General features: G+C 42.4%; 13 protein-coding genes. 5 read left to right on the top strand and 8 right to left on the bottom strand.

The window, feature by feature from the left end; all coding sequences use genetic code 11:
* Window position 1: 1 nt before the first annotated feature.
* From MU515_RS09040 to rfaD, 8 genes are all read right to left on the bottom strand, one after another.
* Entirely contained in the window at window positions 2-1,102 is a 1,101-nt protein-coding gene (locus tag MU515_RS09040) for a glycosyltransferase family 4 protein (protein WP_260260096.1), read from the bottom strand.
* A gap of 68 nt (window positions 1,103-1,170) precedes the next feature.
* On the bottom strand, window positions 1,171-2,286 hold the full coding sequence (locus MU515_RS09035; protein WP_260260095.1) for a glycosyltransferase family 4 protein: 1,116 nt from the start codon (window positions 2,284-2,286) through the stop codon (window positions 1,171-1,173).
* Complete coding sequence (rfaQ, locus tag MU515_RS09030; RefSeq protein WP_260260094.1) at window positions 2,283-3,401, bottom strand: putative lipopolysaccharide heptosyltransferase III; 1,119 nt, start codon at window positions 3,399-3,401, stop codon at window positions 2,283-2,285. The genes MU515_RS09035 and rfaQ overlap by 4 nt, the downstream gene beginning before the upstream one ends.
* Before the next feature lie 9 nt (window positions 3,402-3,410).
* The gene (gene rfaC / locus MU515_RS09025) at window positions 3,411-4,379 is read right to left on the bottom strand and encodes a lipopolysaccharide heptosyltransferase RfaC (protein WP_260260093.1); all 969 of its coding nucleotides are present in this window, start codon (window positions 4,377-4,379) and stop codon (window positions 3,411-3,413) included.
* Window positions 4,376-5,416 (bottom strand): ADP-heptose--LPS heptosyltransferase RfaF, encoded by a 1,041-nt coding sequence (gene rfaF, locus MU515_RS09020; protein WP_260260092.1) that lies wholly within the window; start codon window positions 5,414-5,416, stop codon window positions 4,376-4,378. Before rfaF ends, rfaC begins: the two co-directional genes overlap by 4 nt.
* Window positions 5,417-5,425: 9 nt before the next feature.
* Window positions 5,426-6,388 (bottom strand): lipid A biosynthesis (KDO)2-(lauroyl)-lipid IVA acyltransferase, encoded by a 963-nt coding sequence (locus MU515_RS09015; RefSeq protein WP_260260091.1) that lies wholly within the window; start codon window positions 6,386-6,388, stop codon window positions 5,426-5,428.
* Window positions 6,389-6,397: 9 nt separating this feature from the next.
* A complete protein-coding gene (locus tag MU515_RS09010) occupies window positions 6,398-7,564 on the bottom strand; it encodes a nucleotide sugar dehydrogenase (protein WP_260260090.1) in 1,167 nt (388 codons plus the stop codon).
* A 61-nt stretch (window positions 7,565-7,625) separates the two neighbouring features.
* A complete protein-coding gene (gene rfaD, locus MU515_RS09005; protein WP_260260089.1) occupies window positions 7,626-8,567 on the bottom strand; it encodes an ADP-glyceromanno-heptose 6-epimerase in 942 nt (313 codons plus the stop codon).
* A gap of 306 nt (window positions 8,568-8,873) precedes the next feature.
* Between rfaD and MU515_RS09000 the strand changes: the two genes are divergently transcribed.
* The 5 genes from MU515_RS09000 to MU515_RS08980 are packed head-to-tail and all read left to right on the top strand — an operon-like array spanning window position 8,874 to window position 14,172.
* Window positions 8,874-10,064 carry a UDP-N-acetylglucosamine 4,6-dehydratase gene (locus MU515_RS09000; RefSeq protein ID WP_260260088.1) on the top strand — a complete coding sequence of 397 codons (1,191 nt, stop codon included), beginning with the start codon at window positions 8,874-8,876 and terminating at the stop codon, window positions 10,062-10,064.
* Between the two features lie 12 nt (window positions 10,065-10,076).
* Window positions 10,077-11,228, top strand: coding sequence for a LegC family aminotransferase (locus tag MU515_RS08995; RefSeq protein ID WP_260260087.1), 1,152 nt, complete (start codon window positions 10,077-10,079; stop codon window positions 11,226-11,228).
* A 17-nt stretch (window positions 11,229-11,245) separates the two neighbouring features.
* Window positions 11,246-12,439, top strand: coding sequence for a UDP-N-acetylglucosamine 2-epimerase (gene neuC / locus MU515_RS08990; RefSeq protein WP_260260086.1), 1,194 nt, complete (start codon window positions 11,246-11,248; stop codon window positions 12,437-12,439).
* Between the two features lie 7 nt (window positions 12,440-12,446).
* Window positions 12,447-13,520, top strand: a complete 1,074-nt coding sequence (gene neuB / locus MU515_RS08985) for an N-acetylneuraminate synthase (RefSeq protein WP_260260085.1) — start codon at window positions 12,447-12,449, stop codon at window positions 13,518-13,520.
* Window positions 13,513-14,172: an acetyltransferase gene (locus MU515_RS08980; protein WP_260260084.1), complete on the top strand. Its 660-nt coding sequence runs from the start codon at window positions 13,513-13,515 to the stop codon at window positions 14,170-14,172. The genes neuB and MU515_RS08980 overlap by 8 nt, the downstream gene beginning before the upstream one ends.
* The last annotated feature ends 10 nt before the right edge of the window (window positions 14,173-14,182 follow it).

The raw sequence follows: 14,182 nt of genomic DNA, 5'->3' as shown, positions 1-14,182 counted from the left end.
ACTATCTGCGAACGCGTTGGAAAATGCTTTCCATTTCATCGACCATTTTTGTCATGGTGCAGTTTTCTGATGCGATGGCGTAGCTTTGTTCAGCAAATTGAGCGCGTAGTGAATCATCATCAAGTAAGATGCCGATGGCTTTGGCTAAGTCTTGACTGTCTTTGGTGTTTACACGTAAGCCATTTTTCTCATGATGAAGAACTTCGCTAATACTGCCAACATCGGTTGAGATGATTGGTTGTTTACATAGCATGGCTTGCATGATGCCTTGAGGCACTCCTTCGTTACCATAAGATGGCAAGCAGAATAGATCCATGCTTTGTAGGTAAGGCACAACATCATCTTGGTTACCGACTAGTGTCACCTTATTGTTCATATTTAGCGCTGCTATTTTGCTTTCTACATTTGCTCTGTTTGGGCCATCACCAACGACTAAAAGGTGGTAATCGTCACGTTGAAGTGAACTCAGAGCCTCGACCAAATACTCATGGCCCTTCCAAGTTCGAATTGTTGCGAGTATACCGACAATTTTCTTATCGGTTGGCAAATTAAGGTTTTGTTTTGCAGCTAATTTATCTTCAGTTGGAACGAAGCGCTGCTCATCAATACCGGTTGGGATAGATTGCATTTTGTCTAATGAAATGCCGTTATCACGATGAAGGGTTTCACGCAGCTTTTCACCGGTAGTGACTAAAAAGTCATTGCCCTTTTTGTACAGCCATAATGTTGCGGCTTTGTTGTGAACTGTTGTTGATAAATGTCGAGTTCGAACGATTCCTGGGCGCTTGCTCTTAAACGCTAAAGATAAGGAAACCAACCAGCTATCTGTCGAGCTATGCGTATTGACCACATCAAATTTGTTTTGCTTTAAGAACTTATTCATAGCCAATAGGCCAGTTAAGTTTTTACGATTGATAGGCAGAGAAACCGTTTCAATACCACGTAGCTTCGCTTCACGATAGATGTTTGAATCGCTTGGGCAAGCAATAACCACAGAATGACCACGAGCAATCATTCCTTGGGACTCGGTAAGTGTTCGAATTTCTTGACCACCCCATCCACAGGAGGACTCTGTATGAAGAATTTTCAGCGATTTAGTCATAATTGTTTTAGTGTCTGCTGTTGTGGCATTTCTATCTGCTAGTAGTAATGGCCAGAAGGAATCAAGCTTTAAACCAAGCTGGTATAAAGCGCCTGCATGTCAGTTATCATGCTCGAAATAGTTTGTTGCTCTGCTTTTATTCTAGCGGCTTGGCCTAGTTTAAAAACGTCACTATCATTGTCAAATTTTAGGATGTTGTCCGCAATGGATTCTGCGCTATAGGTTTCACAAATGTAACCATTCTCTCCAACGTCAACGAGATCTTTTGCCCCTGTTTGAGTTGAGGTAATGACACCAATGCCCGAAGCCATGGCTTCTAATACAACGTTCCCAAATGGTTCGTAGTGAGCTGCATGAACTAAAAGATCGCTGGCTTGCATTAGTTTCGCCACATCATTGCGTTTGCCTAAAAAGGTGATTTTGGCCCCTGACTTAATTTGTGTTGCTTGTTGTTGGTAGTGTTTTAGTTTTTTATCGTGACCAACAATAACCACGTGATAATGTTTCGGCAGTAGTTTAGCTGCCATGATGAGATCACTAACACCTTTCCTTTCAAACCCTGAGCCTACGTATAAAACGATGCGGTCGTTGGGGTTGAACCCTACCTCTTGCTTGCTGATTTGTTTGTCGTCACTCGGTTGATAACGAGAGCAGTCAATTCCGTTGGTTATTGTAACGAGTTTTTGTTCTGCAATATCAAAGTGATTGGCAATGTTCTCTTTCACCAGAGTTGAAATACAAATGACTCTTTGTAGAGATTGTGATTCAAACATTTCTTTTTCACAACCAAGGATAAACTGATGAAAACCATCATACTTGGTAGCTAGGTTGGCGATTTTGTTGCTTGTTTTAGCTTTTATGTTTAACCATTCTCGATGCACACCATCGCCTGCTCGATAGATGTCACAGCCCACGATACGTTCATGCGATTGAACAATATCAAATGTGTTTTGCTTGAGAACATCTTGGACACTGTGATAGAAACTTTTTGCTTTACCCTTACGAGTGATGCCTGATGTTTTAGCTTCAATATGGTTATACTGATTATTGCCTTCAGGCCAACTGCTGGATATCACAGATATATCTAGGTCTAAGTTTTCTAACCCCTTTAATGTGCGAGCAATGATTTTTTCTGCTCCGCCATCGGGGCGATACTTTTGACGGACGATAGCTAACTTAGTCATGCTTTTTCCAATTGTTGCTGAATCGCTTTGTAAACGGTATCTACGTCAATCGTAGCTAGACACTCGCTAATTTTACCTGAGCCACATCCATCGTAACCGCAAGGTCGACACGTATGAGTTTGACTTGTAATGACAGTGGCATTGTCATTCCAAGGAGCCCATTCAATATTACCACTTGGGCCAAACAAGGAAACGCTAGGCGTGTTCATCGCAGCTGCAATGTGCATAGGCACGGAGTCGACACCGATCATTAGCTTTGCCTTGTCAACCAGTGCTGCGAGTGAGCGAAGTGATAGCTTCCCTTCCAGTCGAACTAGGTTAGAGTGCTCTAAGCCATCTAGAATATGGTTGACTAAGCTCATCTCTACTTCATCAGGAGCCGCAGAGATCACCACCGTTTCTCCTTTTTCAAGTAGTCTTTCAATCAATTCTCGATACTTATCTAGACGCCAAGTTTTAAACAACCAACGAGACGTTGGGTGCATAACAATATATTTTCCATCAGTAGCAGTTGTGCTCTCGAGTAATTGATAACATTTCTCGTAGTCTTGCTGATCAAGTTTCAATACTAGCGGCTTGTCTTGTTGTTGAACTTGAATTCCTGCTTTACGCAATGCATCTAAATGAACTTCAACAGTATGGCGTGTATTGCCAAAACGTGGCAGAGGGTAGCGAAGTGGAAACGCTTTTTTCCAAGATTTATCTTGTCGATTTTTGTAGTTGCCAGCGATACCAAACTTAGCGCCAGTAAACATTTTAATCCATGCGCCACGTCTTGACTCGGTTAAGTTGATTACTACGTCATACTGCTGTTTTTTTAGTTGTTTCAGCAACGAGTACTCTTTTACAACCGACTTAATAGGGCCTAGCTTTTTCCATTTCTTATCAATGCAAAATAGTTGTTCTATTGCTGGGTGCTCTTTTAGCATCGGCGCAGTATCTTGGTAAACCAAGGCATCGATTTGTAGATGAGGGTGGTGATTTTTAAGAGCCTGAAAAACCGGAGAGCTTAGAAGAACATCACCGTGGTGGCGCAGTTTTACCACTAACACACGGTTGATTTTTTTCCAGTCAATAGGGTTTGGCAGGTATTGCTCTAACCATGGAGTAATCATCAAAAGACCTTACGACTTGATCATTGCTTCTAATTTAGTCATCACTTTATCGGCAGTGATGACATTAATGTCATTGCTATTTGAATCTGATGCACACAGATAGTGCTGCTGTTGTCCATACCCACCGATTAGGCCAGGGTCAGTTGGGCCGTATAGCGTAATGTTGGGTTTATCTAACGAAGCTGCAAGATGGCTAAGGCCTGTATCAACTGAGATAACAGCTTTCGCATTCGCTAGTTCAATAGCCACTTGCTCTAAGGTTAGCTTAGGTAAAACTGTCACGTGATCAAATCCTGTAGCAAGCCTTTCAGCACGCTCTCTTTCATGAGGCGCTCCCCAAGGCAGTCGAACCTCAATACCGTGCTCTTTTACCTTGGCAATCACCTCTCGCCAATGTGTTTCTGGCCAATGCTTGCTATCTCGGGTCGTCGCATGGAGGAACACTAAATAGTTTGCTCGCTTTTCGTCGGTTAAGAAGCGATTAGCAATAGCATAATCACCTTTATCATTTGGAATGGAGTAGCCGATAGCTAAAGCAAATAACTGGCGTATACGTTCCACTGCGTGTAACTGGGTCGACACGCTGTGTTTGTGCTGATAGAACAAGCTTGCAAATGGCTCTCGAACGGAGCTTTTGTCATAGCCATGCACTGGTGATTGACAATAGCGAGTGAGAAATGCGCTTTTTACGAGTCCCTGAGCGTCAATAACTAGGTCGTAATTATGTTGAGTTACTGCTTGCTTGAATGTCTGCCACTCTTTTCTAGTTTGTTGACTAAAAAGCCGTTTTCTCCAACGCCTAATCGCAACAGGTATCACTGTTCCAACGTTTGGGTGCCAGCTCGGTATTTGACTGAAACCTTCTTCAACTACCCAATCGAAGATGATGTTAGGGTTGTTTTTGGCCGCATCCGTCAGTGCTGGTAGGGTATGAATAACATCCCCCATAGAGGAGGTTTTAACGATTAGAACTCTCACTCGTCATCCTCTTGGGCTAATAATTCATCCAAGGCCTGAGTTACCATATCTGGTTGAATATCGATCAAGCTTTGATGATAGCCTTGTTCGCCATCACCTTTGCGGATCTTAAGGTAGCCATCGATAAGTCGAATTACTTTCGCTTTACTGGATAGTGGCGGCGTAAAGTCTGGTGATGAAGGCCCATAAACCGCCACCAAAGGTAGACCAACGGCAGCAGCAACATGCATCAGCCCAGAATCATTCGTCACAGCTGCGTGACATCCGGCCATTAAATCTACAGCTTGCTCCAATGAAGTTTTCCCCGCAAGGTTGAAGCATCGCTCACTATTTTGTTGATTAAGTTGTTGGCGAATCTCTTCACCAACAGCATGATCCTTCTCAGAACCAAAGATAATGACCTGCCAACCGCGAGCGATGATCTGTTTGCATAATTCTGCGTAATGATAATGTGGCCAACGTTTTGCTGGGCCAAACTCCGCCCCCGGACATATGGCGAGAGTCGGCTTAGAGGTATCAATATTGAATTTATGCTGAGCTGTAGCGGTGTCTTCATTGTTTACACTGAGTTTTGGGTAAAGTAGTGGCTTTGGCAACTCATTGGCTGAGCTTGGTTTTTCATAAGCCAGTGCAACATATCGCTCTACCATGAGAGGAAAGGCTTGCTTGCCGAGTTTGCGATAATCGTTCAGTAATCCATAACGCATTTCACCTAGCCAGCCGGTGCGCTGCTTAATGCCAGCAAACCAAGGAATTAGTGCGGATTTGAGCGAGCCAGGTAGTATAATTGCTTGGTCATATTGACCTGCTAGCTGCTTACCCATTTGACGGCGTAAGCCTAATTGCAATGAGCCATGGCCGATAGGCATAGGAATCGTTTGATTAATCTCTGGCATTTTGGACAGAATTGCCCGACACCAATCTGGTGCCATAACATCAATTTGGCAGTTTGGGTGTAAGTGCTTAAGGGTGCGATACAAGCTCTGTGACATCACCATATCGCCAACCCAAGATGGCCCAATAATTAGAATGTTCATCAGTTACCCTTAAAACTTATATTGATCGGAGACGTAAGGCTCTTCTATGCCTGGTGGTTGAGTCTTGAGTAGCTTTAAGATCCACATGTATTGTTCTGGCTGGTTGCCGACGCAGTTCTCAATGTATGCATTGAGTGTGCGAGCATCTTTCGTTTCATCGCCAGTCAGCGTTACTTCAGGTGCAATGTGGATCTCAAATTTTCCCGTTTCCATATTAATTACGGAAAATAATGGCACAACCCTAGCTTTGCCAAGGCGAACGAACTTGTCGAGCCCAGCCATTGTCGCTTTTTGTGTACCGAAGAAATTGACAAATACGCTGTTTTTCTCGCCTAAATCTTCGTCGGGTAGATAATAGCCCAAGTAACCATCACGAATGGCTTTGATGTATGGCTTAATACCTTGGCTGCGTTCGTATATCTTACCACCATATTGCACACGTTGTTTATGCATTAACCAATCAGACAGTGCATTGCTCTGAGTTTTCACAAAACCCGTCACTGGTAGTCCTGTAGACGCGAGATAGATCGCTGGAATATCAATACACCAAGTATGCGGGACCAGCAGGATAGTGTTTTGCGAAGTGTTTTGTAGAAGATGCTTATCACCGATTAACTCTACGTTGCGAGCTAGCCAGTTTTTGCTGCGAAGTGTTACTGATGGAAAGTTAAGCAAGTAACAGATTGCGACTGTAAATTGCTTCTTTAGAATATCTTCTCTCTCTGTTTCTGACTTTTCTGGGAAACAGAGTAGCAGGTTAATGCGAGCACGCTTAACGCTACCGCCTTTCACTTTGACGATGAAGTGTGCGAGAAAATTAGCGATCGCTTTGTGAACAGCATGTGGCAGCAAAGATATAACGACTCCAACCAGCAGTCCTAGCCAAGTACCCCAATATTTAGGTGATAAAAACACCCATTGGAACTGAGGATTGTAGATTTGCGGGTCAAAGTCGTTGCGTTTTGCCGTCATAAAGTCGTGTTAATCTGAACCAAATAGGTCGCGAGTATAAACTTTCTCAGCTACATCTTCTAATACTTCTGCCATACGATTAGATACGATAACGTCAGACATCGCTTTGAATTTCTCGATATCTTTGATCACTTCAGAATGGAAAAAGTGTTCTTCTTCAAGCACTGGTTCAAATACGACAACTTTGATGCCTTTCGCTTTCAGGCGCTTCATAATGCCTTGAATTGAAGAAGCGCGGAAATTGTCCGAGCCTGCTTTCATAATAAGACGGTAAATACCGACTACTTTCGGCGAGCGTTTAAGAATACTATCGGCAATGAAGTCTTTACGGGTGCGGTTTGCATCAACAATGGCACCAATAATGTTATTTGGCACACTATCGTAGTTTGCCAGAAGTTGTTTAGTATCTTTTGGTAAGCAGTAACCGCCATAGCCAAATGAAGGGTTGTTGTAATGATTACCAATACGAGGGTCTAGACCAACACCTTGGATGATTTGGCGGCTATCGAGTCCATGAGCTTCAGCGTATGAATCCAATTCATTGAAGTAGGCAACGCGCATAGCGAGGTAAGTATTAGAAAACAGTTTTACTGCTTCCGCTTCAGTTGAATTAGTGAACAGTACATCGATATCTTGTTTTTCTGCACCTTCAACTAATAGGTTTGCAAATGTCTCAGCTCGTTCACTTTGTTCGCCGATGATGATACGAGACGGGTGCAGGTTATCATACAGAGCTTTGCCTTCGCGTAAGAACTCGGGAGAGAAAATGATGTTTTCGCAATCTAATTCTTGCTTTATGTTCTCGGTATAGCCAACAGGGACAGTTGACTTGATGATCATAACAGCAGAAGGGTTCAACTCTTTAACATCACGAATAACTGCTTCCACGGAGGAAGTATTGAAGTAGTTCGTTTGAGGATCATAGTCAGTTGGAGTTGCAATCACGACGAAGTCCGCATCTTTATAGGCTTCGTGTTTATCAACGGTTGCTTTGAAGTTGAGTTCCTTGTTAGACAGAAAGTGTTCAATTTCTGCATCAACAATCGGAGATTGTTTGTTGTTTAACATCTCAACTTTTTCAGCAATGATATCAAGCGCGATTACTTGATGATTCTGCGCCAACAACATGGCATTCGACAGGCCAACATAGCCTGTACCTGCGACTGCAATCTTCACAGTAAGATCCTCAAACGATAATTTATTATAAGTTATTTTAGCTGTTACTTAACGGAGAGGCTTATCGGTTAATGATAGCCATGTACTCCGAAACGCCTTGTGCTACGGTTTTGAATGTATGGTCGCAGCCAGCAGCACGAAGTTTAGTCAGGTCAGCTTGAGTAAACTCTTGGTATGCACCTTTGAGATGCTCAGGGAACGGAATCGTCTCCACTTCACCTTTACCATGATATTCAATCACCGCTTTAGCTACCTCTTCAAATGACTCTGCATTACCTGTACCTAGGTTGAAAATGCCAGAAACACCATTTTCCATAAACCACAGGTTTACTGTTGCTACATCACCAACATAGACAAAATCGCGCTTGAACGTCTCGCTACCAGCGAAAAGTTTTGGGTTCTCGCCCGCATTCATTTGATTGTTTAGGTGGAAAGCAACAGATGCCATTGAGCCTTTATGTTGTTCACGAGGACCGTATACGTTGAAATAACGGAAACCTGTCACTTGAGATAGTTTCTCGCCGTGCTGCTCTGCATCTTGCCATACGCGACGAACATAGTTGTCAAACTGCTGTTTAGAGTAACCGTAAACATTTAGCGCACCTTCATACTGTTTTTCTTCGACGAAAGTGTTTGTTTCACCATAGGTTGCAGCAGAAGATGCATATAGGAATGGAATTTCACGGTCTAAGCAGTAATGAAGTAGCTCTTTTGAATACTCATAGTTGTTGAGCATCACGTACTTACCATCCCACTCCGTCGTCGCAGAGCATGCGCCTTCGTGGAATACAGCATCGATTGGACCGAAGTCATCGCCAGCCATGATTTGTGTTAGGAAGTCATCACGGTCCATGTAGTCAGCGATGTCTAGATCTACAAGGTTCTGAAATTTTTTGCCATTTTTAAGGTTATCAACAACTAAGATGTCGCTAATGCCTTTTTCATTTAGCGCTTTGACAATATTGCTGCCAATCATGCCAGCGCCGCCGGTTACTATGATCATTGTTGTTTCTCTGTACGTCATCATGATTTTGTGATTATACCATTATTTTGTATGTACAAGGAAAATCTGCTGTTAGATGAAGTTAGAGATTTTAAATCTGATCAGGTATCATTCTATGATCTTTATAAACTGACGTTAAGTGAATCGGTTTAGTTGAGCCTAAAGGAGCTATTTTTGAAAGTAAGTGATCTTTTGGTTTTACAAGGGCTCACTTAAATTAAATGGTCTAAAAAAGTACAAAACTATCTCAGCCAGGTTAAATGTTTGAGATGGAGATACAAGTATTTGCAGCTAGGAACAAAATAGATGAGTAATATTTTGCCATTAATTGGTCGTGAAAAAGAGCTATTTAGTACAGACATTAGTACTCATGATGAAGATCTAAAACGTATAGTTTCTGAGTCACGATTTTTGGTTCTTGGCGGAGCGGGTTCAATCGGTCAAGCTGTAACTAAAGAAATTTTTAAACGTAACCCTAAGAAGCTACATGTTGTCGATATTAGTGAAAACAATATGGTAGAGCTTGTTCGAGATATCCGTAGCTCATTTGGTTATATTGATGGTGACTTCCAAACATTTGCTTTGGATATTGGTTCTTTAGAGTACGATGCATTCATTAAAGGCGATAGTAAGTTCGATTATGTATTGAACTTGTCTGCACTAAAGCATGTTAGAAGTGAAAAAGATCCCTATACATTGATGCGAATGATCGATGTAAACGTTTTTAATACAGACAAAACGATCCAGCAGTCGATCGATGCAGGTGTGAAAAAGTACTTCTGTGTTTCCACAGATAAAGCCGCAAACCCAATCAATATGATGGGGGCATCAAAGCGTATTATGGAAATGTTCTTGATGAGAAGAAGTGAGCAAATGGCAATATCAACGGCACGCTTCGCAAATGTGGCATTCTCTGACGGCTCGTTACTGCATGGGTTTAACCAGCGTATCCAAAAGCGTCAACCTATCGTGGCTCCAAACGACATCAAGCGTTATTTTGTAACTCCTCAAGAATCGGGGGAATTATGTTTGATGTCCTGTATCTTTGGTGAAAACCGTGACATTTTCTTCCCGAAACTGAGTGAAGCTCTACATCTTATTTCGTTTGCAGATATTGCGGTGAAATACCTAGAGCAACTTGGCTTTGAGCCCTACCTATGTGAAACAGAAGAAGAAGCACGCCAACTTGCACATACGCTTCCAGAGCAGGGCAAGTGGCCATGTTTGTTTACTGCAAGTGATACAACGGGTGAAAAAGACTTCGAAGAGTTTTTTACAGATAAAGAAGAGCTGGATATGTCTCGATTCGAAAATCTGGGCATCATCAAAAATGAACCTCTTTATGATCAAGAGCTTCTTACTTTGTTTGAAAGCAGCATCTCTGAGATGAAAGGTGAGCAAGCTTGGAATAAAGAGCAGATTGTGAAACTGTTCTTTACCATGATCCCTGATTTTGGGCACAAAGAAACGGGTAAATACCTCGATAGCAAGATGTAAGTGGAGTATTCAATGAAAGCGACATCTATTGTTGAATTTGTGAGAGATACTTACAAAACAGACGAATTTATTCCCTTGCATGCACCAACGTTTGATGGCAACGAAAAAGTGTACGTAATGGAAACGATTGAAAGTACATTTGTTTCTAGCGTCGGTAAGTTTGTTGATGATTTTGAAAGCAAGATTGAAGCTTACACTGGTACGGCTAAAGCTGTAGCGACAGTTAACGGTACAGCAGCATTACATGCTGCATTGTACATGGCTGATGTTCAAAGAGGTGACTTGGTCATCACGCAAGCTTTGACTTTTGTTGCCACCTGCAATGCTCTTTATCATATGGGGGCTGAGCCTATTTTTCTGGATGTATCTCCAGTGAGTTTAGGGTTGTGTCCTAAGGCTGTGGATGCGTTTTTAGAAGAGAATGCTGAAGTCACAGACGCGTGGTGTATCCATAAAAAAACAGGTAGAAGAATCAAAGCCATTGTACCTATGCACACGTTTGGTCACCCTGTAGAGATTGATGAACTGGTTGCCGTTTGCCTGAAATGGAATATCACGTTGGTTGAAGATGCCGCAGAAAGTCTAGGCTCGTTCTATAAGGGCAAACACACCGGTACTATTGGTGATTTTGGTGCTGTTAGCTTTAATGGCAATAAGATCATTACCACAGGTGGTGGTGGCATGGTGTTATGTAAGACTCAAGAATCTGGTGCGCTTACTAAGCATGTCACGACGACAGCAAAAGTTCCTCACCCGTATGAGTTCTTCCATGATGAACCTGGCTTCAACTACCGCATGCCTAACCTGAATGCTGCTCTGGGATGTGCACAGATGGAAGTTATCGAGCAGTATTTGAAGCAAAAGAGATTGCTTGCAGAAGGCTATAAAAACTTCTTCAAAGGTACAGATTTTAACTTTGTCACTGAGCCAGAGTATGCGAAGTCAAACTATTGGTTAAATGCAATCATTTGTCCGGATAAGGAAAGTCGCGAAGAGGTACTTAAAGGCACAAATGGTTCAGACGTGATGACTCGACCTATTTGGCAGCTCATGCACAGATTACCTATGTTTGAGAATGCAATACGTGGTGACCTAACTTACTCAGAGTTTATTGAGGCGCACCTAATCAATCTTCCAAGTACCCCAGTGGAAATCAAAGGCTAAGTAGGTTTAATACAACCATGACGCAGACACACAAAAAGGTTGCGGTCTTTACTGGTACAAGAGCAGAGTATGGTCTGCTCTTTTGGCTTTTAAAGGACATACAAAGCGATCATGACCTAACACTTCAATTGCTTGTTTCTGGTATGCACCTATCACCGGAGTTCGGTGATACTTACAAACAAATTGAAAAAGATGGCTTCAATATCGATGAGAAAATAGAGATTTTGTTGTCTTCTGATTCCGCTGTAGGTACAGCGAAAAGTATGGGGCTGGGTGTCTTAGGCTTTGCCGATGCCTTGTCGCGACTAGCGCCAGATGTTCTTGTCATTCTTGGGGATCGCTTTGAAGCGCTCGCGGCAGCGCAAACGGCTATGATACTTCGTATTCCGATCATTCATCTTCATGGTGGTGAAATAACAGAAGGTGCTTATGACGATGCAATTCGTCATGCGATTACCAAGTTGAGTTACCTACATGGTACATCGACAGACGAATACCGAAACCGAGTGATTCAACTTGGTGAATTACCAGCACGTGTAAAAAATATTGGTGCAATTGGCTTAGACCACCTAAATCGAGCGTCTTTTATGACTGTTTCTGAATTGAGTGAATCACTAAGTTTTGAACTCACAAAACCTTATTTTGTCGTGACTTATCACCCTGTTACACTGGGTAACGAATCTCCAGAGGAAAGCTTTCAATCGCTTTTAGACGCATTGGATGAATACCCTGAACATCAAGTTATATTGACTTACCCTAACGCAGATGACGGTGGTCGACGCATTATCCCAATGCTAGAAGATTATGCGGCAAGTCACCCAAAACGTGTCTTGGCAATCCCATCACTAGGGCAAGTGCGTTACCTGAGTTCGGTAAAGCATGCGGCTGCAGTTATTGGTAATTCGTCGAGTGGTATTATTGAAGTACCAGCTTTTGATGTTCCTACAGTGAACATAGGGGCCAGACAAAAGGGACGCTTGGCCGCAAAAAGTGTTCTAAACACCACTGCTACGAAAGAGTCCATCTGTAATGCGATTGGCCTTGCTGTGAGCCGAAAGTATAAAGCTGAAGATGAAAGTATTACTAACCCCTACGGGCAAGGTGATAGTAGCAAGCAAGTCATAGATATGATTAAAGGGCTGGACTTTGATCCTTGTAAGTCTTTTTATGATGTAAACATTGAACCTGACTTAAACAAGAAAGTAGAGTGAGACAATAATGACTTTGATTATTGCCGAAGCGGGTGTAAACCATAACGGCCAAGAAGAATTAGCGTTTGCTTTGGTCGATGCTGCTCACAAAGCTGGAGCGGATATAGTAAAGTTCCAAACTTTTAAAGCAAAAAACCTAGTTACAGAAGAGGCTAAGCAAGCTGAATATCAAGTAACAAATACTCAAAAGCAAGAGTCACAGTTAGCGATGTTAAGCCGTTTAGAACTGTCGTACGAGACTCACCATGATCTCGTCAAATACTGTGAATCCCTTGGTATTGAGTTTCTATCAACAGCTTTCGATTTAGAAAGTTTAGATTTCTTAGTCAATGATCTTGGTTTAACGCGCTTGAAGTTGCCTTCTGGTGAGTTAACGAACGCTCCTCTTGTATTGGCTCATGCTCGTACTGGTTGTGATCTTATTGTATCAACAGGTATGGCAACACTTTCTGAAATTGAGACAGCTCTTGGAGTGATTGCTTTCGGTTATACAGCAGATGAAAAAGCAGAACCTTCGATGCTAGGTTTCCAAGAAGCTTATGCATCAGAAGCTGGTCAAATAGCGCTAAAAGAGAAGGTGACAATTCTTCATTGTACGACGGAATATCCTGCTCCATTGGAAGAAATCAACCTAAGAGCAATGGATACGTTAGGGCGGGCATTTGATTTGGCGGCAGGCTATTCGGACCATAGTGAAGGAATTACGATTCCAATTGCGGCTGTTGCTCGCGGAGCTGTTTTGATAGAGAAGCATTTTACGTTAGATAATGACATGGAAGGTCCAGATCATAAAGCTTCTCTAGAGCCACAAGAGCTAGAGGCAATGGTCAAAGCCATCCGACAGATTGAACTTGCATTGGGCTCTAGCGTAAAAACTCCTACAGCTTCTGAGGTGAAAAACAAATCCGTAGCACGAAAAAGCTTAGTAGCAGCAATGGATATTGAAGAGGGTGAAGAGTTAACAGAATCTAATCTCACAATTAAGCGTCCAGGTTCTGGGGTGTCGCCTTATCGCTATTGGGGACTTCTTGGTAGTAAAGCAAGCAAAGGATACAAAGCAGGAGAGCTGATCATTGAATGATGAGGTGAACCTTCCTATTGTAATGATTGGTGGAGGCGGTCATGCGTCTGTTCTAGCTGAAATATTGCTTACTCAGAGAAGAGAAATCCTTGCCGTGATCAGCCCTGACGATGTCAGTCAACGCACTGTTTTCAAGGGAATCACTATCCTTGAAAAGGACGAAGATATTCTAAAGTTTGACAAAGACAAAGTTCTTTTGGTCAACGGTGTTGGGATGATGCCCAAATCCGGCTTTAAGCAAAAAATTAATGAGCACTTTCTTTCATTAGGTTACCAGTTTGAGACGATCATCGCCGACAGTGCATTCGTTTCACCGTTTTCTAAAATCGAAACTGGTGCTCAGATTTTACCCATGGCGATAATTCAGACTGGGGCAACAGTGGGTCGCCATAGTATAATCAACACAGGTGCTTTGGTTGAGCATGATTGTAAAATAGGTGCTTATAATCATATCGCTCCCAAAGCAACGTTGTGTGGTCAAGTAGAGACAAGTGAAAATGTCTATGTTGGGGCTGGTTCAATAGTTATCCAAGGGATTTATATCGGCACTGGTGCTATTGTAGGTGCAGGGGCTTGTCTCACAAAACCATTAGAATCTGATGTCGTTTTATATCCGCCTAAAGCAACTACTAGTTTAATGTCTTCAAACTAAAACTTATTAA

The organism is Vibrio intestinalis, assembly GCF_025195085.2.
In the GTDB taxonomy this organism is placed as follows: Bacteria; Pseudomonadota; Gammaproteobacteria; order Enterobacterales; family Vibrionaceae; genus Vibrio; species Vibrio intestinalis.
This window is presented reverse-complemented; position numbering and strand designations above follow the sequence as displayed.

Coding starts and splice junctions, on each gene's coding strand:
- rfaD (WP_260260089.1), bottom strand. CDS start 8,567: ATGATCATAGTAACCGGCGGCGCTGGCATGATTGGCAGCAATATTGTC.
- MU515_RS09015 (WP_260260091.1), bottom strand. CDS start 6,388: ATGACGGCAAAACGCAACGACTTTGACCCGCAAATCTACAATCCTCAG.
- rfaF (WP_260260092.1), bottom strand. CDS start 5,416: ATGAACATTCTAATTATTGGGCCATCTTGGGTTGGCGATATGGTGATG.
- MU515_RS09000 (WP_260260088.1), top strand. CDS start 8,874: ATGAGTAATATTTTGCCATTAATTGGTCGTGAAAAAGAGCTATTTAGT.
- rfaQ (WP_260260094.1), bottom strand. CDS start 3,401: ATGATTACTCCATGGTTAGAGCAATACCTGCCAAACCCTATTGACTGG.
- MU515_RS09035 (WP_260260095.1), bottom strand. CDS start 2,286: ATGACTAAGTTAGCTATCGTCCGTCAAAAGTATCGCCCCGATGGCGGA.
- MU515_RS08995 (WP_260260087.1), top strand. CDS start 10,077: ATGAAAGCGACATCTATTGTTGAATTTGTGAGAGATACTTACAAAACA.
- neuB (WP_260260085.1), top strand. CDS start 12,447: ATGACTTTGATTATTGCCGAAGCGGGTGTAAACCATAACGGCCAAGAA.
- MU515_RS09040 (WP_260260096.1), bottom strand. CDS start 1,102: ATGACTAAATCGCTGAAAATTCTTCATACAGAGTCCTCCTGTGGATGG.
- neuC (WP_260260086.1), top strand. CDS start 11,246: ATGACGCAGACACACAAAAAGGTTGCGGTCTTTACTGGTACAAGAGCA.